The following is a 19,944-nucleotide window of genomic DNA, read 5'->3' as shown; positions in this document are numbered from 1 at the left end:
CGTTCTATTCCATGGTAGCGAAGGAAATTAATGTGCTACCCTCGATTAGAAGCGCTCTATTCCATGGTAGAGCCGCAAATTAATTCGCTACCCCCGATTAGAAATGTTCTATTTAAGTATAGCGACGAAAAACGGTGGTCTTCTCCTCAAAAATTGCGTTTGACCTCTGATGATCATCCGGAACTGGATTTAGGTAGATACGTTTATCCCTCCCTTATTTTCAAAGCCGCATGTCCCGCCAATCCACTCTTAAGCGTTTTAACTGCCCCCAATAGTTGAGGAAATAATTTTTAATATATGATAAAATCAACGAGTAAACCACATGATTTACCTATAACATTAGCGGCGATTCGTTAACCATCATGAGAAATGAAAAATTCCTACATAGAAAATTTGAAAGGATGATATCCATGCAACAAACATTGTTTTCAGGAATCCAACCATCCGGTCAATTAACAATTGGTAACTATATCGGTGCGATGAAGCAATTTCCCGAGCTTCAATACGACTTTGACAGCTACTTCTGTATTGTCGACTATCATGCGATTACGGTACCTCAAGACCGTTTGAAGTTACGTGAACAAACTCGTTCATTGGCTGCACTCTATCTTGCTAGTGGAATTGATCCTGATCAATCCACCTTATTTATCCAATCGGAAGTGAGCGCACATGTGGAGCTTTCCTGGATGCTTCAAACCATTGCTTCGATTGGTGAATTGGAACGTATGACCCAGTTTAAAGACAAGGCAAGCGGAAAAGAATCAGTTCCAGCTGGTTTGTTGACTTATCCACCACTAATGGCGGCGGATATCTTGCTTTATAATACCGACATTGTACCTGTTGGTGATGACCAGAAACAGCATTTAGAGTTAACGAGGAACTTGGCTGAACGATTCAATAAACGCTATAATGACATTTTTACGATTCCAGACATCCGCGTTCAAGAAGTCGGGGCACGTATTATGTCTTTACAAGATCCAACCAAAAAAATGAGCAAGTCAGATGAAAACCAAAAAGCTTCTATTTATATGTTGGATGATTTAAAACGAGTCGAGAAAAAGATCAAAAGTGCTGTTACAGATTCAGAAGGGATCGTCGAATACGATAAAGATAATAAACCAGGAATTTCAAACTTACTCGATATCTATGCCGCTTTTTCAGATCAATCCGTAAACGAACTGGTTACTACTTACCAAGGAAAAGGGTATGGGGAATTCAAGACAGATCTAGCTGAAACTGTTGTAAACGCCCTAAGACCAATTCAAGAAAGATATCACGAATTGTACGAATCAGAAGAATTGGATGAGATTTTAGACCGTGGGGCGGAAAAAGCAGAAAAAGTTGCCAATAAAACCGTTAAGAAAGCTAAAAAAGCGATGGGAATTGGCCGCGTCCATCTTAAAAGATAATTTTTTTCTCTAATAGTAAATAAAAAACAACCGTGAAATTTTATCACGGTTGTTTTTTACGTTCCCAAACCGGGAATATGAAAAGTACAATTAGTCAAGAATAGTAACTTCTACTGTTCTTCTACCCCACTGGTAAGCTTCTGCTTTTGTTGGCACGTGAAGGTCGATGATATTACCGTTGATGGCACCGCCCGTGTCACCAGCGATAGCTTCACCATAGCCTTCAACATAAACGCGGCTTCCTAGTGGAATGACATTTGGATCAACAGCAATTACTTTCTTGTTTGGACTGTTGTTCAAGTCAATACCTGTTGCGGTTACTCCTGAACACCCAGCACAATCAGCCGTATAAGCAGTTGCTTCTACAGTAAGGGTTCTACCCTCTTTCTGACTAGATTGCTGGCTTTGATTCGATGATTGATTTGATGAAGTCGATTGACTTGCTGTATTCGTTGCTTTTACTTTATCTTGTTTTTCTGTTGATTGTTTCTCTGTTGTTTGTTCTGTTGATTGTTTTTGTTTTTTCTCGGTTTTTTGTTCCTGTTTGTTGCTAGATTGAGCGTTTTGTTGATTACTAGATTGTGTAGCTGCAGATTCATTGTTACTTGACTGAACTGCTTGTCCACCTTCTCTAGCTTCTACTTTTTCATTGAACTTTTCTAGTGGAATGTCGAATTCTAGTTCTTGACCGATCAGAATTAAATCAGAATCAAGATCGTTCCATTCTTTAATATCCTCAACCTCTACATCGAAATCTTTTGCAATTTGAGATAGTGTTTCCCCTTTAACAACCTCGATTGTACGTGTGGCATCAACTTTTAATGTTTCACCCGTAATAATCAATGTATCCTCTAAATTGTTTATCTCCATAATGTCGGAAACAGTTGTATCAAATTTATCTGCTATTTGGTTCAGATAATCACCCTGTTTCACCTGGTAAGTTTCCTCTGCTGAAACTGAACTACTGAAAATTGCTCCAGAGATGATTAGTCCGCCAGCTAGCGAAAGAAATGTTTTTCTCATAAAAGATGTGTCCTCCCTCTAATCATTTTGACAAAACCAATGTTATCACAGGAGGACCCACCTTGTGGTTACGCAGGAATTAAGTGTATATGACAAACATAACAGGAATTCGACAAAATATTACCGAATTTTGTCGAATGTAATGATAGTGATATATTCCGAGGTATTTTGACCTATTTTACGGGATTAGATGCTTTTGATTGTGTTTTGTTTCTTTTGTTCCATCTCCCATAGTTTCTCAAAGAAGGGTTGACCTTTTGCCATCTTTTCACAAATTTCATCGTGTTTTTCACTCCAACCCTGCTTGATCTCACCGACTAAATAATGAAAACCTTGCTCAAAACCCATTTCTTGGATCGACTCATATTGTTCTGGTGTCCATTCAGTGAGCCAATAACGCAGCTCATCGATTCGTTTACTTTGATTCAGCTGATCGAGCATCAACATAAGTAAATGTTTCAATTGCCTTTCTTTCCTTGTCAAACCTAGCATGTATTGTGGTTGCAAAGAAAGGATATGATACTGTTTATCTTGGCTTTTGGCATTAAAGGAAAACTCCTGGGGCTTTCTGCTTTTGATGAGCTCCAGAACAAGTCGTTCCTGACGGGGAATCATTCGGCTTTTTCGAATTGGAATTTCATATCCCAGCGTATCGATCACCATCGTATGAACACCTTCAGTCATAATAAAGGCATGATCGAGAGGTATACGTTGGTGTTGTTTTTTTAAATAAGCTCGCTCAAAGACGAGATCTAATAAATCACGAGGTATATCTTGTAAGTCATTCTCTATGTAATCGAATAGATCTGCCTCGACATAGATGACAGGAATCTGATCAAGAAGTTCAATGGAATCACTTTTTCTCCACTCGTGAAAATGGCAAACATTGTATCCATTTTCTTCACCTTCAAACCAATTCACCCAAATATCATGAACGTATAACATATAAACCCCTCACTTTTTAAAGATCTTCTTCCTACGCTCATTATGACCAAGTGAACTATTTTTATTCTAAATTTATGACTGAAATGGATTTTTATACATGGAAAATATGAGCATCAAAAGTCCAAGCGGTAGTAAATAGCTTTCCGGTCGTTTATAAATAAATAGAAAAAAATCAGTCAGATTCATACCGACAGGGAGAAAATTTAAATAACCGATAATCGACACGCCACCAACGCAAGTAAAACCAAAACCAATCATGAATACGATTAATTGCCACATCGGAATACCTCCACGCTTGTCCCTTTCTTCATTATATGCATTTGTTTTTTGTACATGCTGAATCTACATAATTGAAGATGCGAGAAATAACTAAAAAGGATGCTATTTCATGTTCAACATTCAGCCGATTCCATTGCAGATCTGAATGAAGTGTAAACGAAGCCTTACTATATGCACCCAAAGTTTCAAGTTATGTACCCTTGAAATAACTATATGCGCCCAGCAGATGAAAATATCTGCCCATATTCGTGATATTTGAGCCTGAAACTGTAATATATGCGCCTGAATTCAAAAAATATGACCCCATTCACCTAACAAAGCAAAACAAAAAGACTCTCGAAATTTATCGAGAGTCCTCATTGATTAGATGTTGACTTTAATTATATTTTTTAAATACTAATGATGCATTATGCCCGCCAAATCCTAATGAATTGGACATGGCAACATTCACTTCTTTTTCTCTCGCTTCATTTGGAACATAATCCAAATCACATTTCTCATCAGGCGTTTCATAATTCACTGTTGGCGGCATGATATTATGTTTGATTGATAAGACCGATACAATAGCCTCTAAGCCACCTGCTGCGCCGAGTAAATGTCCCGTCATTGATTTTGTTGAACTCATGGCTAATTGATAGGCGTGCTCACCGAAAACAGTTTTCACCGCGTTCGTTTCATATTGATCATTATATTCTGTACTTGTTCCGTGTGCGTTAATGTAATCAACCGAATCGACTGCGACATCTGCATCATCCACTGCTTGTTGCATGGCACGGGCAGCCCCTTCTCCTTCTGGTGCTGGGGCGGTCACATGGTAAGCATCGCCTGTAGATCCATAACCACAGATCTCAGCATATATTTTCGCTCCACGCTCTTGAGCGTGCTCTAAAGATTCGAGGATTAATATACCAGCACCTTCACCCATAACAAAACCATCTCGATTTTTATCAAATGGGCGGCTGGCTGTCTTTGGATCTTCACTTTTCGATAAAGCACCTGCTTGCGTAAATCCAGCGAAGGACATATTTGTCATTGGGGCTTCGGTTCCCCCTGTAATCATGGCATCAGCATCACCACGTTGAATCACTTTAAATGCATCACCAATGGAATTCGTTCCAGATGCACATGCAGTCACTGTACAAGAGTTAATCCCTTTTGCACCAAACTGGATCGAAACTTGGCCGGCAGCCATATCAGGAATCATCATCGGAATAAAGAATGGACTCACCCGACGATGTCCTTTTTCAAGAAATTTTTCATATTGTGATTCATATGTCGACATTCCACCAATGCCAGAGCCGATCCAGACACCTGTCCGCTCTGCATTGGAGTCATCAATCGTAAGTTCAGCATCATCTAATGCCATTTTTGCCGCAGCGACAGCGAACTGGGTGAATAAGTCCATTTTGCGTGCGTCTTTTTTCTCCATATATTTCTTCGGATCGAAATCTTTTACCTCTGCTGCTATTTTTGTTGGAAAATCATCGGCATTTACTCGAGTTAATTCACCGATTCCAACATGGCCGGAAATCAAATGGTCCCACATCGTCGATACATCATTTCCGACAGGTGAAACGACACCTAACCCCGTAACTACCACGCGATTTTTCGTCATGCTATAATACTCCCTTCTCTTTCATAAAAATGAATTGTGTAAAACTCTATAACATTCTATTTTCCCCATCTAAACGCGACTGCACCCCATGTCAAACCGCCGCCGAAACCGACTAATACGACTAAGTTTCCATCTTTAATCGTACCTGATTTTACATCTTCAGACAAAGCGATCGGAATGGATGCTGCAGATGTGTTTCCGTACTTATGAATCTTTTTAGACATTTTTTCTTTTGGAATTTCTAACTTTTCTCTTGCCGCTTCCATGATTCGGATATTTGCTTGGTGAGGAATCAAATAATCTACATCATTTTTAGTTAGTCCAATTTTTTCAACAACATTCAAAGCTGATTCTCCCATTTGGCGCACAGCAAACTTAAACACTTCACGTCCATTCATATAAAGGAGGTCTTCTTCTGTTTGATATAAATGTGGAATTCCTCGCCCATCGGCTCCTAATTCAAAAGATAAAACACCTCGATTATCAGAAACCGGACCCATGACAACAGCGCCTGCACCATCACCAAACAGGACACACGTGTTCCGGTCTTCCCAGTTCGTAATTTTCGATAGCTTTTCAACACCAACAATCAAAATATTTTTATATGTTTCAGACTCAATGAACTGCTTTGCTGTCACCATGCCATACATAAAGCCGGCACAAGCTGCACTCAGGTCCATAGCTGCTGATTTAAAAGCACCGAGTCGTTCTTGGATTTGCGTTGCAACAGAAGGAAATCCCATGTCGCCAGTAACCGTCGCCACTAAAATTAAGTCAATTTCATCTGCGTTAACTTTCGCTTCTTCCATTGCATTCTTGGCCGCTTCATAAGCCATATCTGATGTATTGATCTCATCAGGTGCAATTCTCCGCTCCTCGATGCCTGTACGTGTACGAATCCACTCATCTGAAGTATCAACCATTTTTTCTAAATCTTTATTCGTTAAAATTCGCTCGGGAACAAAATGTCCCGTTCCTAAAATACCTGCGTTCATATTGGAGTCAGCTCCTCACTTTATATTCCTCTTACTATCTTATTCTATGACCTGGTATTAATTTTAACAGAAAAAAAAGCCCTCGAAAAGGCTTAATTAAAGAAAATCAATATCAATGAGCATCATACTCCATATTTTCATGTTAAAAATTTATTTTTCATTCGTTTTCGAATATGCTTCCATTTTTTGATCCAACCAATTGCGCACAGATGGGGGGACATGGTCACCATAAGTCCCTAAGTGGACATATTGATTTTCAAAACCGAGTCGAATGATTCCTGAAGTTAAATTCCTGTCATCTAGCAGTTGAGCAATCTCCCGATAAATCTCTTCCATTTCAATGACAGTACTTGTAAGTACATTATTTTTCGCTAATTCATATTGATCATTAATGTATCCAATCGCTGAGATTCCATCTTTTTTCGCCTGATGAATAATAGGCGTATTAAATCCCTCACCAGCTGGAAAAACAACGTCAATTCCCTTCTGCACCATTTCTTGATAGTGCTTCATGGCTTGTTGTTGGTCGTACCCGCTCCCTATGGTTTTATAATGGATACGGACCTGAGGATTCACAGTGCGGGCACCCTCAAAGAAACCTTCTAGTGTTGTTGTTTCAGCATATGGTGATAAGATGCCAATTTGATTTTTTCTTGTCATTTCAGCTGCAAGCATCCCAGCATAGTAATACGAATCATAGTGATCGAATTGGACTGCAGTGATATTACTGTCGTAAGCCGTACCGTCGAAATACACAAACTGAATATGAGGGTAGTATTCTTTTATTTGATCAAAATATTGTCCAAGACCTTCACCCTGTCCAAAAATCAAGTTAACTCCTTGCCGGTCGAAATCACTGACAATCTTTTCAAGCTGTCTCGCTTCCGTTACATTTTCTTCAAACATCACGCTCACATTGAATGTATCCTTGATCTCTAAAAGACCTGAATAGGCACTATGCCCCCACGTTTCATCATGGATGGTTCCTTCAAGAATCAAGCCAACATTTTCTAATTCCCCATCTTCGGTTAATAAATTACAACCACCCAATAAACTGGTTAGTACACCAATCAATAATAATAAGATTTTCTCTCTCACGTTATAGGCACTCCGGTTACTATTTTCTTTCATTGTGCTATGTTTTCGGGAAATTCGCAACAGTCAGGTACGAATATCTAGGTCTTTTTCTACATTGTACATGGTTCCTCAAACAATTTGATGTTGGGCTATGATAGAAAATAGATTGATTTCAGTTGATCTTTTCCATGTAAGTAAGCTTTTTGAGGCATTAAGTCATTCATCCCATGCATAATCATCCATCGAGCCAATTTTCTGGCTGGGATGTTCATTTTTGTTTCCGTGTTTTTCTTTTTGCCCTCTCCCTCGTTCGGATCCCGTTCTTTTTTAGGATCTTCTGGTCTGAGTATTGTTTGATCCATCGGTAGAAAACACTCATCATCGCTAATTTGAACTTCTTCTATTGAAATAATTGTTACCTGGTCGCCAGCTACTTGATCTACCCGATTTGAAAGTAAAATACCTTGCGTTAAATCAGATTCCGGCATTTTTTCAATAAAAATACCATAACTTGATGGGGACGTCGTTTTCACTTCCCCTTCTTCTAAATGAAAGCCTGCGTTCCGGCCAAAGGATAACTGTAATTGTTCAATTTGGTTATTGATCTGTTCTGAAGCATCTTTCGCCTCTATTTCACGGTAAGCATACACTTCATAACCTTCTTTTAATAACTCATCAATCACATAATAACAAAACCACTGTTCTATAGGATAAACAATAACCTCCATCAAATTTCACTCCTTATCTAAATAAGACTTGAACGATTCATGAACTTCCGAAGAAATTTATTTATTTTTACCGAATCATTTGATACACTAAATCATGGAAACAAGTTTTATGTTTGAACAATAGAGGTGAAGATCAATGAAATATATTGGGACAATTGTTTGGAGTTTCCTACTTAGCGCGATGATTGTATATGTACTTGGAAGTATGAGTGGCGCTTCATTCGACCTTACAGGTACATTTGTAATGACAGCTGTATTTACACTAACAGCAGTCATTGTCGGAGACGGCATATTAAGTAATGACGATGCTACCAATTAATGGTGAAAAGGTTGACTCTGGCGAAGCAAGCAGTCATTGAGTCAACCTTTTTTTTAGCAAAAATAACTTATGAGCAAGTGAGATTTTGTTCAAGACTCGTCAGACGACGAGTTTTCTTTATTGCTACCAAGGTAATAAACTTAAGGCAGCGATCGCAGTAAGAGGCAAAATGAGCCGTCTTAATCCACCAGGGCGATGTCCATACGGTGGGTATCCATATCCGGGACCATAGTACCCCCATTGTCTCGTTTCAAAAGTATTCACGTTAGGTATAATTAAATACACGTGGTCATCGTCCAAATCCATGATCACACCATCTATCTTTTCGCCATGCACCGTTTCGATAAGTACGTACTGTTTCATATGCTTACGGCACAGTGCATACATTGGACTTGATTGTTGTTGCGACACATAAACCACTCCTTTCAACGTTACTATATTCAACAAGAAGGGGATATGTGCCTGCAAGAGGAGGTTTCATCATGACAGAGTTGTGGGAATTATTACAGTTTTTATTTTTAGGATTGTTTCAAGGATTTACTGAACCGATTCCAATATCATCGAGTGGCCACTTAAAAATTGTCCAAGCATTCATGGACCTTGATTTACCTGGAGGCCTTACTTTCGAGGCATTTATCAACTTCGGTTCATTACTGGCAGTCTTGGTTGTATATAGAAAAGACATCTTTTCACTCGTCAACCATGCTTCTGACTATGTGTTTAAAAAGAATGAAGAATACAAAAGTGATTTTACGTATTTACTATTGTTGGTCATTGCTACGATTCCAGCAGGTTTATTAGGTGTATTCTTTGAGGACCTTTTTGGAGATTCATTTGCAGAAGTGAAATATGTAGGTTTAATGCTTATATTTACAGGTATTGCTCTGTGGGTTATCCGTAATCTGAAAGGCTACAAAGATGACACAGAAATAACCCTTAAAGACGCAATTATTATCGGATTGGCACAGTCATTGGCGCTGACTCCTGGCATCAGTCGCTCTGGTGCGACAGTTGTTGCTGCAATGCTTGTTGGCTTAAAGCGAGATAGTGCACTAAGATTTTCATTTTTAATGTATATTCCGGTTAGTGTTGGAACGACAATCTTTGCAGTGGATGATTTGGTCGGCAATCCAGAAATCTCCAGCCAGTTTATACTCTATATCATCGCTTTGTTGGCAGCCATTGTGTCTTCTTACTTTGCTTTGTTATTCTTCATCAATGTCATGAAATCCGGAAACCTGAAATACTTTGCGTATTACTGTTTAATCGTTGGTGTTTTAGTCTTTTTCCTTTTATAATGATGTGCAACATGTCGGGAAGAGCCTCGTGTTCTTCTCGATATTTTTTTATATCCTTTCAAAATTTCGGTGATCATTGAAAGTGTGTTTAAAGTGAATCGCGCGTTTAACATACCGGTTTTAAATCAAATGTTAGAGGTTGAGATACGAACATGGTTGGTGCCGGTTTTTATGTAAGAGAAGTACAAGAAACGAATGATCATGACGATGGGCGTATACTGAAGTTTGCGAATATACATTGAAGAATCGCGAATTAACACTGAAGGTTTGAGAATTAACCCTGAAGATTTGCAAATTAACACTGAAGGTTCACAAATTAACACTGAATCCTCGCAGATTAACCCTGAAGCCTCGCAAATTAACAATGAAGCCTCGCAAATTTACCCTGAAGCCTCGCAGATTAACCCTGAAGATCTTCAAATTTACCCTGAAGCACCGCGATTAAGCGGATCATCTGACACCAACCGCCATCATCGAAGGTATTTACCATCCAATATTTTAGAGCCACAAAAAACAAAGCCCCTCTCAAAATGACGAATTTTGAAAAGGGGCTATTGATCAATCAGGAATTCCAAGTGCAATTTTTGCATATCGGGACATATTATCTTTTGTCCATGGTGGATTCCACACAATATTTACTTCTGTATCTTTTACTTCAGGCATGTCTGACATCGCGCGCTTGACATCTTGCTCGATGTGTCCAGCAAGTGGACAGCCCATTGCGGTCAATGTCATTGTAACGATTGCAGTGCCTTCATCATCTAAATCAATATCATAAACTAAACCTAAATTCACAATATCAATGCCTAACTCTGGGTCGATCACGGTTTCAAGTGCACCCCATAGATTATCTTTTAAGGCTTCATCCATGTTACAACCTCCTCTTATTTCCTTACTTCTATTATAAACAGATTTTATATTTATTTAAAGAAATAAAACTATTTCGCTTGCTCCGCAAACCAATTGCTTAAATGAATCATTGCTTCGCGGCTAACCTTATGATCTCTTCCTCTCTCCGTCACGTACTGTACTGGATAATCAGGTTGCTGTTCCAGTAATTGTTCGACGAAAGATGTTGAATGACTGAAAGGTACGACTTGGTCTTCTTCTCCGTGCCACACGAACAGTGGGCGCCCGTTCAACCGATCTAACTGCTTTGAAAGGTCAATTCCTTGTAAGGAAGCAATTTGCTCCTCAATCTCTTCTTGTGAAAAAGGAAGCTCTATGCCTTGTGAAGCAATACCTTTGATTAAATAATTGGCCATCTCTTGCGCTTTGGCTGAACCCATCATAATGCCAGCGTATGTAATCCAGTCATACTGAGTCAGCGCTGCTGCTGTAGAGATACCGCCCATGCTCGTCCCGGCAAGTCCGAACTGATCTTCATTCATTAATCCTTGTTGCTGAACCCACGTATAAATCGTATGTAGCTCAGAAACGTTCAACGATACTATTTTCCAAAAATCCTGTTGGACTTTCATGAAATCAGTTTCTTTTGCTCTTTCCCCATGATGGAAGCTGTCTGGCAATATGACGAGAAATCCTTTTTCGGCTAAATAATAGGCTTGTGCAAGGTTCTGCTCCTTTGAGCTCGTAAATCCATGAAAATAGACGACGACAGGTTTTTGTTGTGTCTCATCATTTGATACAAGAAGGCTTGGGATCTGTTCAATGTTTTTGTGAGTGATGGTAATCAATCTCGCTCACCCTTTCGCTAAATGTTTTTCTACAATAGTATCTAAGAATAAACTGACATTCAACCAATACACGCAATGCCGGAATGCTTTCCGATACTTAATATGGTATACTGTATGAATTAGAGCGCGTTAACGATTAATTCAGCTGAGGTGAAAAACGATGGAAAAACATATTATTGCACTTGATCTGGACGGCACATTACTCACCGATCAAAAAACAATTTCTGAAAAGAATTTAAAAACAATCCAAGCTGCAAAAGAAGCGGGACACATCGTCGTCATTGCTACAGGCAGACCGCATCGTGGCAGTAAGCAATATTACGCCCAAATGGACTTAACGACACCTATGGTTAATATGAACGGTGCATATGTGCATCACCCAAGAGATAAAAGTTGGGGTGTCAAACATTCACCGATGCCTAAAGATACGGCATACGATATTTTCGATATTGCGAATCACTATGGCTCAAAAAACATCATGGCTGAGATTATTGACCAAGTATATATTGAAAAAAACGACGAGAGTCTCATGACGAATTTTTTCACAGCAGGGCTTGAAGAATCAGCTATATTTGGCGATTTAAAAGAAAACTTAAAAACGGACCCATCGTCCATTCTTATTTATCCAGATAAAGAGGCAGTGCCAAAAATTCAGGAAGCATTGAATGAAAATCACGCGTCACTCATCGATCACCGTAAATGGATGGATCCTTTTAACGTTGTCGAAGTCATTCGTTCTGGTCTACATAAAGCAATCGGTCTACAGATGATTTCCAAGTATTACGACATTCCACAAAAACGAATCATTGCTTTCGGTGATGAAGACAATGATCTGGAAATGATTGAGTACGCTGGAGTCGGTGTAGCCATGGGTAATGGCATTGACGAGTTGAAAACGTTAGCGAAAGAAACAACATTGACGAATCAAGAAGATGGCATCAGTCATTTTCTTGAGGACTATTTACGTTTAAACAAAAAGCAATTCTCCAAAAACTAATTCGTTATTTATATTTTAAATATAATTGCACAATCTATACCTGAGCACTCGTAAAGTGTTCAGGTTTTTTCTTGTCGATTTCTCATGAGGAGGGCTTTGAGTGGACCGAGATAAAAAGCAAACCACCGATGTTCAGACAACACAACAAAAAGGTTCATCCAAGCCATCGGCGGCCGATCGTACGTTTACAGACAAAGACAGAAAACTGTCTGAAAAAGACCAACATACACGAGGAGGTTTTTAATTTGGCTAACAAATGGATTGAGCAAGCACGTCAAGCCGTACAAAGTTTAACCAACCAGCAGACGCATGCTAGTCAAGAGGATCGTCAAAAAGAGCTCGAACTCGTTCAACACAGTATCCAGGCTGCTTATGAACAAAGTACACCTGATGAAGAAGAACAAGTTCGTGAGCTTGAGAACCAATTAAATAAGCATCTATAAAAAATTCTCGCCGCATTGAGCGACACAATTCCCCCTATTGTGTCGCTCTTTTTTGTAAAGAGTATGTAAAATTTGGGCATTTTCTAAAAAATTATGTTGTACTAATCAAAGAGATTACTTATAATGAAGTTGTTCCAATATTAACTACCAATAAGGGGGAAATTAGTTTTGAAAAAAGTTCTTATGTTGTTGGCTGCAATTTTGCTTGCCGGCCTACTAGTCGCATGCGGCTCAGATGATGAAGGTTCTGGAGATGGCGACAGCGGAAGCTCTAAGCCAGATAAACTCGTCATGGGCTTTGTTCCATCCCAGGATGCAGAGACCATTGCAACAACTGTTGAACCACTTGCTGACGAATTGGGAGAAATCCTTGGTATCGAAGTTGAAGCTCGTACGATGACGAACTATAACGGCTTGGTTGAAGCAATGGGTGCTGAACAAGTACATATTGGATTCATCCCAGCGTTCGGTTATGTAATTGCTAACCAAGAATATGATATTGAAGTTATTTTGAAATCCATTCGCCATGGTTCTTCCACGTACAAAGCACAATACCTTGTACAAGCTGATTCAGATATCGAATCACTAGAAGATCTTGAAGGAAAAAGATGGGCTTATGCAGATGCTACATCTACTTCCGGTTTCTTATTCCCAGCTAACCAATTGATGCAGAAATTCGACATCGAATCTCCAGATGCGTTAACAACGGAATTCTTTGGTGAAACTGTCCAAGTAGGTGGACATGATACAGCTGCAATCGCTGTATATGAAGGCGATGCTGATGTTGCGACAACATTTGACGATGTTCGTGAAAACTTGGAAGAAGAATACCCAGACATTAAAGATAAATTAAGAGTTTTAGAGTATACAGATGAAATTCCTAACGACACAATCTCTGTCATTCCAGAATTAGATGACGAGCTTGTCCAAGAAATCAAAGACGCTTTCATGTCATTCAATGATGATGAGAAAATGATTGGAATCATGAACGACGTATACACTTGGGATGCTATTGATACAGCTGAACATTCTGAATACGACGTCGTTGCTGAAACTTATGAGCGCTTCGGTGATTCCGTATCTCTCGATTAAAAAAATTTAAAAAAGTGATTCATTAAATGTACTAATTATGGTAGTTTATTAGAGGGAGGATGAATCCTCCCTCTTTCCCTATATTTATAGATGAATTCTGGGAAGATACATAAAAATCTTGAGGTGAAAATACATGATTCAATTTAAAGATTTATCCTTGGTTTATCCTAATGGTACGCAAGGTTTAAAGGATGTTAATGTGACGATCAATGACGGAGAATTCGTTGTTATCGTCGGCCTTTCCGGAGCTGGTAAGTCAACGTTTATTCGGAGTATTAACCGTTTGGTTACACCGACCGATGGAGAATTATTAATCGATGACGAAGACATACTCGGTTACAAGGGAAGTAAGTTACGTAGTCTTCGGACAAAAGTCGGCATGATTTTCCAAAACTATAATCTAGTAAAACGATCTAGCGTTTTTAAAAATGTTCTCGCTGGACGATTAGGCCACACTGGAACATTGCGATCCATTTTCAACCTCTTCAGCAAAGAAGATAAAGCGCTTGCTTATCAAAACCTCAAGCGTGTCAATATTGAAGAAAAACTTTATAACCGTGCCGATCAGCTTAGTGGTGGACAGCAACAACGTGTAAGTATCGCTCGTGTATTGACACAAAAACCTGATTACATACTCGCAGACGAGCCAGTCGCTTCACTCGATCCACCAACTTCTCACCAAGTCATGAAATATTTGAAAAAAATTAATCAAGAAGACGGCATTACAACAATCGTTAACCTTCACTTCATCGATATGGCCATGGAATATGCTGACCGAATTATCGGGATGAGAGCTGGTGAAGTCGTCTTCGATGGTCCAGTATCCGAAGTTAGTGAAGAAACATTTGAAGAGATTTACGGCCGCTCCATTCGTGAGGATGATTTACGAGGTAGCGTTGAAGAAGATGGTGAAGCAAATGAATAAACCGTCCATTCAGGAAGATCGTTATGCACCGATGCTTTCTCCTTGGCGTGTGAAAGGAAAGATTACATTAATCTTTTTCTTGATCATCGGGTTATTGTTCTTTAGCTCACTTCAGACCGGTGTTGACCTACAAGCTTTAATCAGTGGACTATCGAACATGAATCAAATCATCGTGAAATTATTTCCACCAGACCCTGGAATTATAAACTTGGCGATGGACCGATTGATCGAAACGATTCACATGGCAATCATTGCATCAACATTTGCAACAATCATTGTTATTCCAGTTAGTTTACTCGCTGCTCGGAATTTGGCAACCAATTTATTTGTATACAATATTACTCGCTTTATTTTAAATATTTTGCGTACGATCCCTGATGTTGTTTTAGCTGTTATTTTCGTAGGACTTTTCGGGATTGGCGTATTCGGTGGTATTGTCGCACTTTTTGTTTTCTCTTTAGGAATTTTAGCGAAGTTAATTAGTGAAACGGTAGAGTCTATCGATATGGATTCCTTCGAAGCGATGCGTGCTTCAGGTGCAAGTTCTGTTCAAGCAATCGCTTTTGCAGTTGTCCCACAAGTATTGCCACAATTCACTTCGTTTTCGCTATATGTATTTGAGATTAACATCCGGGCATCGGTCGTTATTGGTTTAGTTGGTGCTGGAGGTATCGGAAACCTTCTCATGCAACAATTCAGCTTCTATAACTATGATGCTGTCATGATGATTATCCTAATTATATTTGCCGTTGTTGTCGTGATTGAATATATCAGCGGTAAAATTAGGGAGGCGGTTATATAATGGCACTAGAACAACCACCAAAAAAACAGATACCAACTTCTAAGCGGATAAAAAGAATCGCCATTGCATTAGCAGTATTGGCCATGTATATATGGACTTTCGTTTCCATTGATATCGACTTTGCTAGAGTCATCGAACGTGCCTCTGCAAACTTCAGTCGTGTCCTCCCTCGACTCTTCAGTCCAAACTGGGATATGGCTGGTGAAGTAGTCGAAATGATGATTGAAACGATTTTCATTGCGTATGTCGGTTCATTGGCAGCTGCAATTCTTGCGATTCCTTTAGGATTCCTTGCAGCACATAATATAACGAACAGCAAAATTTTAACCACAATTGGAAAATGGATTTTAAGTGCTGTCCGTGCTTTCCCTGAAATTATTCTAGCCATATTATTCGTTGTCGTCGTTGGTCCGACACCATTCGCTGGTATTCTAGCCATCGCCATTGGTTCAACAGGTATGCTAGGTAAACTTTATTCGGAAGTATTGGAATCAATCGATATGAACATTGTGGAAGCAATGAAGGCAAATGGTTCAAACGGCCTTCAAATTATGTTCCATGGTATTTTCCCTCAGATTATACCTGAATTTCTATCTTACGCGATTTATCGTTTTGAAGTAGACGTACGGGCATCAACTATTTTAGGTTATGTCGGTGCAGGTGGTATCGGTACGATGATTTTCTTTGCTCAGTCCTCTCGTAACTGGAGTGATATGGGGATGATTCTACTCGTGATTATCGTTGTCGTTACCATTATTGACTACACAAGCTCCTACATTCGAAAACGAATCGTTTAATAACTTACAAAAACACTGATTGTACCCTTCACTGAGTTCAATCAGTGTTTTTTTGTTTATAATTTTCAGCCATTTATAGACTGAATTAGATCAGTTGTGAAATAATGAATAACGGATGGGATAAGAATTTTCCTATTCATCTGATTTACTTATAGTGTATGATGGAATATGGTACTATACGAAGGAGTGACAACATGATTATTTTAAAAAACGATACGTTTATTGAACGAAAAGACGCCCTCATTGACATGGAAGACAGAGGTTTCCAATTCGGAGATGGAGTTTACGAAGTCATACGAATTTATAATGGGAAGTTCTTTTTACTGGAAGACCATCTTAAACGACTTCAGTACAGCTTGAATGAAGCTCAGATCGATGTCGACCTTGCAAAGCGTGGAATCAAAGAAAAATTAATCGAGTTGGCTGAGAAAAATTCAGTTGATGACGGTGGACTGTATATTCAAATCAGTCGAGGCGTCGCACCCCGAAATCATTTGTTCCCTGCAGACGCAGAAGCAACAATCTTTGCTTATCCGCTACCATTGAAAAAACCAACCGATCAACAAAAAAATGGCGTGAAAGCCATTCTGGATCAAGATATTCGTTGGCTCCGTTGCGATATCAAAAGTTTGAATTTAATGGGTAATATTTTAGCGAAGCAAAAAGCGAAAGACTCTGGAGCATATGAAGCAATCTTATATCGCGATGAAAACCACGTGACGGAAGGTTCTTCTACGAATATTTTCATTGTCAAAGACGGCAAATTAATCACTCATCCAAAAAACAATTATATTTTACATGGCATTACGCGAAAGTACATTCAGTTTTTAGCTGAGAAATTGGAAATCGAATTTGTCGAACGTGTTTATTCGGTGAAAGAAGTATTAGAAGCCGATGAAGTTTTCCTTACTTCTACGACTTCTGAAGTGACTCCAATTGTCGAGATCGATAACGAAAAAGTGAACGATGGACAGCCAGGACCGATTACGAAGAAATTATTAGAACAATACGATCAATATTTACATGTTGAGCGTTTAGATTAAGAGATTAAACAAATGAGCAGGCACTGACTTCGGTCGGTGCTTTTTTGTGTGTAAAAACGTTCAATATGAAAAATAATAGTTTGATGTAAAAGGCAAAAATGACAAGAGAATAAAGATAGATCCGCCCTCGCCTCGGAAACTAAAGTAATTCCGAAGCGGATATGTATTAAAGAGCTCAAAATAGGGATAAAGTTTGTGCGCTACACATTTGTTGTGAAGTATCCTAGGTAAATCGTAAAAGTAGCCCTATCCCTGAATAGAAGTGTTCTAATCAGGGGTAGCGAGCAAAAATGATGCTCTATCCCCGATTAGAAGCGTTCTAATCAGGGGTAGCGAGCAAAAATGATGCTCTATCCCCGAATAGAAGCGTTCTAATCAAGGGTAGCGAACAAAAAAAATGATGCTCTATCCCCAAATAGAAGCGCTCTAATCAAGGGTAGCGAGCATAAACGGTGCTCTATCCCCGATTAGAAGCGTTCTAATCAGGGATAGCGAGCAAAAATGATGCTCTATCCCCGAATAGAAGCGTTCTAATCAAGGGTAGCGAACAAAAATGACGCTCTATCCCTGAATAGAACTCTCATTTTTCATCAATAGTTTTTCTACACCATAGTAAAGGACAAAAAAGAAAATGACATGTCCAAGGAACCAATCAAAAATGGCAGCTAAGTCGGTTATCGCAGGTGTATCCGTTTTTCCAATAGTTGTTAATGGAAAGTATGTCAAAAAGGCAAAAAATGATAGAGTTGCCGCCCACTCCATTCGCTTATTTTTAGAAGTGATTTCCTTTAGTTCAATTAGCCATAAATACATACGTACGAGAATAATCGCGACGAGTGTATGGAGAAAGAACTCAAACGCTGCAATCCAAATATTCACCTTACCTAACTCGATCAAAAAATCAATATTCATCAATAAAGTATATAATTGCTTACCTGTAAACTGTTCGATCAAATAAAAATAGAGACCCATTAAAATAGCAGAAAAGCTTCCTATTAAAATGGAAATAATCCACTGCTTCATCTTATTTCCTCCTTTACTACGTCGTTATAGCATTTTAGAAAGGTTTCAACCTTGAAATAGAGCTTGTCCCTATATAAATATAAAACTTTTGTCAAAGACAGATTCGTGCTAATATGGATAGAGAGATTATTAGGAGGTAGTTAAAATGGCTGTAATCGTTGAATCCACACCGAATCCAAACGCAATGAAGTTCACTGTCGACAAAATGATTTTTGAAGGTGACGATAGTATCTCAGTAATGCCGGGTGAGACGAGTGAATATGATATCATGAATGATTTGATGCATCTATCTGGTGTTGATAATGTGTTTGGTTATCAGAATTTCATTACGATCAACAAACGCATTGATGCTGAGTGGGATGAACTCGTAAAGGAAGTAGAACGCGTTATTGAAAATTATGGTTATTAAGTCGTTTTCGTTGATCTGTATATGTACTAATCAACCAAACTTAGGCTTAATTTAAATACTAAATCTAATATTCGTAACATAAGTGAGCTGGCAACGGGTGCATCCGTTGCCAGCTTTTTCGTTAGTTATTGAAGTTTTCTAATAAAATCGAATGATACTGCTTCTCCCCTGCCTGCTCCCATGAAAAGACAAGCGTCAGCACGCCTGCATTTGGTAGATTTTCTTTCTCGATTTCTGTTGCAATCTCAAATGACTTCCATTTTTCACTACCATGAAGCTCGACGTTTTTCTTTTCTACCAATATATAGTGCCCATCCTCAACGGAATAAGCGATATCCGAATTAAGGTTCGTTTCTCCTGTTATTGTATATTCTCCTTGTTCACCTTGAACGACGATGTTTCGAATATTTTCATGTTCAGTTCGATTCTGTTCTGCTGATTCAGATGCATCCTTCTCTTGATTATCCTTTGATTCATCTTCTTCCTTTTCTGGTGCATTCTCTTCAGGTGACTCAGGTATGGTGACAGAGAGCTTTTGCACAAAAGCATCCGGTACAACCTTCTCCCCATTCACTGTTTGTGCTGTAAGGGATACTGTCGCTTCATATTCATTTGAATCAACGCGTTTCCCACCAGACGTATAGTCCCATTCTTGTTCAAAGGATAATACATCACCAGCAGCAATCTCTTCTTCAATGATCGCTTCGGTAAACATTCTGTCTTCTGAAAACATATATACCTTATCACCATCGGAATCTTTAACAACAATCTCATATTGCTGTCCAGAAGAGAAGGTTAGTTGAACAGGCTTTTCGGAATCATTGCTAAGATTCATTGTAAATACACCGACATCGTCTTTTGCTGTATGTTCCACCTCAAAGGAAAGTGATTCCACTTCAGACTCTCCTTGATCGTTACCATTTGAATTGCCATTCTCGCCAGACACACCACATGAAACCAATACCAACGAAAACATCCATAAAAGAACAACTTTTTTCACAACGACACCTCATTGGATTCATTTATAG

Annotated in this window: 24 protein-coding genes; 12 read left to right on the top strand and 12 right to left on the bottom strand. The window is 39.0% G+C overall.

The genetic code is table 11. The features are described from left to right. The first annotated feature begins 410 nt into the window (after positions 1–410). Complete coding sequence (gene trpS / locus KQ486_RS12390) at positions 411–1,409, top strand: tryptophan--tRNA ligase (RefSeq protein ID WP_216687791.1); 999 nt, start codon at positions 411–413, stop codon at positions 1,407–1,409. 90 nt (positions 1,410–1,499) lie between these two features. Here trpS and KQ486_RS12385 read toward each other — a convergent pair whose 3' ends face one another. The 7 genes from KQ486_RS12385 to KQ486_RS12355 form a co-directional block, all read right to left on the bottom strand. After that, entirely contained in the window at positions 1,500–2,432 is a 933-nt protein-coding gene (locus KQ486_RS12385; protein WP_144163627.1) for a LysM peptidoglycan-binding and 3D domain-containing protein, read from the bottom strand. A gap of 186 nt (positions 2,433–2,618) precedes the next feature. Beyond that, entirely contained in the window at positions 2,619–3,377 is a 759-nt protein-coding gene (locus KQ486_RS12380; protein WP_144163628.1) for a DUF3603 family protein, read from the bottom strand. Between the two features lie 72 nt (positions 3,378–3,449). Next, on the bottom strand, positions 3,450–3,656 hold the full coding sequence (locus tag KQ486_RS12375; protein WP_216687790.1) for a YuzI family membrane protein: 207 nt from the start codon (positions 3,654–3,656) through the stop codon (positions 3,450–3,452). A 376-nt stretch (positions 3,657–4,032) separates the two neighbouring features. Next, positions 4,033–5,271: a beta-ketoacyl-ACP synthase II gene (gene fabF / locus KQ486_RS12370; protein WP_144163630.1), complete on the bottom strand. Its 1,239-nt coding sequence runs from the start codon at positions 5,269–5,271 to the stop codon at positions 4,033–4,035. A gap of 56 nt (positions 5,272–5,327) precedes the next feature. Then, positions 5,328–6,266: a beta-ketoacyl-ACP synthase III gene (locus tag KQ486_RS12365; RefSeq protein WP_216687789.1), complete on the bottom strand. Its 939-nt coding sequence runs from the start codon at positions 6,264–6,266 to the stop codon at positions 5,328–5,330. A 150-nt stretch (positions 6,267–6,416) separates the two neighbouring features. Next, on the bottom strand, positions 6,417–7,364 hold the full coding sequence (locus tag KQ486_RS12360; protein WP_216687788.1) for a BMP family ABC transporter substrate-binding protein: 948 nt from the start codon (positions 7,362–7,364) through the stop codon (positions 6,417–6,419). Positions 7,365–7,492: 128 nt separating this feature from the next. Then, entirely contained in the window at positions 7,493–8,071 is a 579-nt protein-coding gene (locus tag KQ486_RS12355) for a hypothetical protein (RefSeq protein WP_144163633.1), read from the bottom strand. Between the two features lie 136 nt (positions 8,072–8,207). Here KQ486_RS12355 and KQ486_RS12350 point away from each other — a divergent pair, with 136 nt between their 5' ends. Beyond that, entirely contained in the window at positions 8,208–8,390 is a 183-nt protein-coding gene (locus KQ486_RS12350; RefSeq protein ID WP_144163634.1) for a YjzD family protein, read from the top strand. A gap of 123 nt (positions 8,391–8,513) precedes the next feature. On the opposite strand, the gene KQ486_RS12345 is transcribed toward KQ486_RS12350, so the two are convergent. Beyond that, positions 8,514–8,801: a hypothetical protein gene (locus tag KQ486_RS12345; protein ID WP_255439931.1), complete on the bottom strand. Its 288-nt coding sequence runs from the start codon at positions 8,799–8,801 to the stop codon at positions 8,514–8,516. Positions 8,802–8,872: 71 nt separating this feature from the next. On the opposite strand from KQ486_RS12345, the gene KQ486_RS12340 reads away from it, so the two are divergent. Next, on the top strand, positions 8,873–9,688 hold the full coding sequence (locus KQ486_RS12340; RefSeq protein ID WP_144163635.1) for an undecaprenyl-diphosphate phosphatase: 816 nt from the start codon (positions 8,873–8,875) through the stop codon (positions 9,686–9,688). A 558-nt stretch (positions 9,689–10,246) separates the two neighbouring features. Here KQ486_RS12340 and KQ486_RS12335 read toward each other — a convergent pair. Further along, complete coding sequence (locus KQ486_RS12335; protein WP_144088606.1) at positions 10,247–10,558, bottom strand: metal-sulfur cluster assembly factor; 312 nt, start codon at positions 10,556–10,558, stop codon at positions 10,247–10,249. Between the two features lie 68 nt (positions 10,559–10,626). Beyond that, entirely contained in the window at positions 10,627–11,385 is a 759-nt protein-coding gene (locus KQ486_RS12330; protein ID WP_216687787.1) for a prolyl oligopeptidase family serine peptidase, read from the bottom strand. Positions 11,386–11,545: 160 nt separating this feature from the next. Between KQ486_RS12330 and KQ486_RS12325 the strand changes: the two genes are divergently transcribed. The 8 genes from KQ486_RS12325 to dat all read left to right on the top strand — a co-directional run bounded on the left by KQ486_RS12325 (position 11,546) and on the right by dat (position 17,484). Next, on the top strand, positions 11,546–12,382 hold the full coding sequence (locus KQ486_RS12325; RefSeq protein ID WP_216687786.1) for a Cof-type HAD-IIB family hydrolase: 837 nt from the start codon (positions 11,546–11,548) through the stop codon (positions 12,380–12,382). 100 nt (positions 12,383–12,482) lie between these two features. Next, positions 12,483–12,626 (top strand): hypothetical protein, encoded by a 144-nt coding sequence (locus tag KQ486_RS12320; RefSeq protein WP_216687785.1) that lies wholly within the window; start codon positions 12,483–12,485, stop codon positions 12,624–12,626. Position 12,627: 1 nt separating this feature from the next. Further along, positions 12,628–12,825 carry a DUF3813 family protein gene (locus tag KQ486_RS12315; protein WP_216687784.1) on the top strand — a complete coding sequence of 66 codons (198 nt, stop codon included), beginning with the start codon at positions 12,628–12,630 and terminating at the stop codon, positions 12,823–12,825. Positions 12,826–12,993: 168 nt separating this feature from the next. Beyond that, positions 12,994–13,917 carry a phosphate/phosphite/phosphonate ABC transporter substrate-binding protein gene (locus tag KQ486_RS12310; RefSeq protein WP_246569318.1) on the top strand — a complete coding sequence of 308 codons (924 nt, stop codon included), beginning with the start codon at positions 12,994–12,996 and terminating at the stop codon, positions 13,915–13,917. A gap of 133 nt (positions 13,918–14,050) precedes the next feature. Beyond that, positions 14,051–14,842 (top strand): phosphonate ABC transporter ATP-binding protein, encoded by a 792-nt coding sequence (phnC, locus tag KQ486_RS12305; protein WP_144163640.1) that lies wholly within the window; start codon positions 14,051–14,053, stop codon positions 14,840–14,842. Beyond that, entirely contained in the window at positions 14,835–15,644 is an 810-nt protein-coding gene (phnE, locus tag KQ486_RS12300; protein ID WP_246569317.1) for a phosphonate ABC transporter, permease protein PhnE, read from the top strand. Before phnC ends, phnE (KQ486_RS12300) begins: the two co-directional genes overlap by 8 nt. Then, positions 15,644–16,441 carry a phosphonate ABC transporter, permease protein PhnE gene (gene phnE / locus KQ486_RS12295; RefSeq protein WP_144163641.1) on the top strand — a complete coding sequence of 266 codons (798 nt, stop codon included), beginning with the start codon at positions 15,644–15,646 and terminating at the stop codon, positions 16,439–16,441. The genes phnE (KQ486_RS12300) and phnE (KQ486_RS12295) overlap by 1 nt, the downstream gene beginning before the upstream one ends. Positions 16,442–16,635: 194 nt before the next feature. Then, on the top strand, positions 16,636–17,484 hold the full coding sequence (gene dat / locus KQ486_RS12290) for a D-amino-acid transaminase (RefSeq protein WP_216687783.1): 849 nt from the start codon (positions 16,636–16,638) through the stop codon (positions 17,482–17,484). Positions 17,485–18,045: 561 nt separating this feature from the next. On the opposite strand, the gene KQ486_RS12285 is transcribed toward dat, so the two are convergent. Beyond that, a complete protein-coding gene (locus KQ486_RS12285; protein ID WP_216687782.1) occupies positions 18,046–18,507 on the bottom strand; it encodes a hypothetical protein in 462 nt (153 codons plus the stop codon). Between the two features lie 145 nt (positions 18,508–18,652). On the opposite strand from KQ486_RS12285, the gene KQ486_RS12280 reads away from it, so the two are divergent. Beyond that, positions 18,653–18,916 carry a NifU N-terminal domain-containing protein gene (locus tag KQ486_RS12280; RefSeq protein ID WP_144163696.1) on the top strand — a complete coding sequence of 88 codons (264 nt, stop codon included), beginning with the start codon at positions 18,653–18,655 and terminating at the stop codon, positions 18,914–18,916. A 121-nt stretch (positions 18,917–19,037) separates the two neighbouring features. Here KQ486_RS12280 and KQ486_RS12275 read toward each other — a convergent pair whose 3' ends face one another. Next, positions 19,038–19,916: a BsuPI-related putative proteinase inhibitor gene (locus KQ486_RS12275; RefSeq protein WP_216687781.1), complete on the bottom strand. Its 879-nt coding sequence runs from the start codon at positions 19,914–19,916 to the stop codon at positions 19,038–19,040. Positions 19,917–19,944 lie beyond the last annotated feature (28 nt).

This window comes from Allobacillus halotolerans (assembly GCF_018967645.1).
GTDB classification, from domain to species: domain Bacteria; phylum Bacillota; class Bacilli; order Bacillales; family Alkalibacillaceae; genus Allobacillus; species Allobacillus halotolerans.
The sequence above is the reverse complement of the archived record's forward strand: the minus strand, read 5'-3'. Positions and strand labels throughout refer to the sequence as shown.

Excerpts from the sequence above, each read along its gene's own strand:
- KQ486_RS12280 (WP_144163696.1), top strand. The coding sequence starts at position 18,653 with ATGGCTGTAATCGTTGAATCCACACCGAATCCAAACGCAATGAAGTTC.
- phnE (WP_246569317.1), top strand. The coding sequence starts at position 14,835 with ATGAATAAACCGTCCATTCAGGAAGATCGTTATGCACCGATGCTTTCT.
- phnE (WP_144163641.1), top strand. The coding sequence starts at position 15,644 with ATGGCACTAGAACAACCACCAAAAAAACAGATACCAACTTCTAAGCGG.
- KQ486_RS12285 (WP_216687782.1), bottom strand. The coding sequence starts at position 18,507 with ATGAAGCAGTGGATTATTTCCATTTTAATAGGAAGCTTTTCTGCTATT.
- KQ486_RS12325 (WP_216687786.1), top strand. The coding sequence starts at position 11,546 with ATGGAAAAACATATTATTGCACTTGATCTGGACGGCACATTACTCACC.
- KQ486_RS12365 (WP_216687789.1), bottom strand. The coding sequence starts at position 6,266 with ATGAACGCAGGTATTTTAGGAACGGGACATTTTGTTCCCGAGCGAATT.
- KQ486_RS12380 (WP_144163628.1), bottom strand. The coding sequence starts at position 3,377 with ATGTTATACGTTCATGATATTTGGGTGAATTGGTTTGAAGGTGAAGAA.
- KQ486_RS12340 (WP_144163635.1), top strand. The coding sequence starts at position 8,873 with ATGACAGAGTTGTGGGAATTATTACAGTTTTTATTTTTAGGATTGTTT.
- KQ486_RS12335 (WP_144088606.1), bottom strand. The coding sequence starts at position 10,558 with ATGGATGAAGCCTTAAAAGATAATCTATGGGGTGCACTTGAAACCGTG.
- trpS (WP_216687791.1), top strand. The coding sequence starts at position 411 with ATGCAACAAACATTGTTTTCAGGAATCCAACCATCCGGTCAATTAACA.
- KQ486_RS12385 (WP_144163627.1), bottom strand. The coding sequence starts at position 2,432 with ATGAGAAAAACATTTCTTTCGCTAGCTGGCGGACTAATCATCTCTGGA.
- fabF (WP_144163630.1), bottom strand. The coding sequence starts at position 5,271 with ATGACGAAAAATCGCGTGGTAGTTACGGGGTTAGGTGTCGTTTCACCT.
- KQ486_RS12355 (WP_144163633.1), bottom strand. The coding sequence starts at position 8,071 with ATGGAGGTTATTGTTTATCCTATAGAACAGTGGTTTTGTTATTATGTG.
- KQ486_RS12350 (WP_144163634.1), top strand. The coding sequence starts at position 8,208 with ATGAAATATATTGGGACAATTGTTTGGAGTTTCCTACTTAGCGCGATG.
- KQ486_RS12375 (WP_216687790.1), bottom strand. The coding sequence starts at position 3,656 with ATGTGGCAATTAATCGTATTCATGATTGGTTTTGGTTTTACTTGCGTT.
- dat (WP_216687783.1), top strand. The coding sequence starts at position 16,636 with ATGATTATTTTAAAAAACGATACGTTTATTGAACGAAAAGACGCCCTC.
- phnC (WP_144163640.1), top strand. The coding sequence starts at position 14,051 with ATGATTCAATTTAAAGATTTATCCTTGGTTTATCCTAATGGTACGCAA.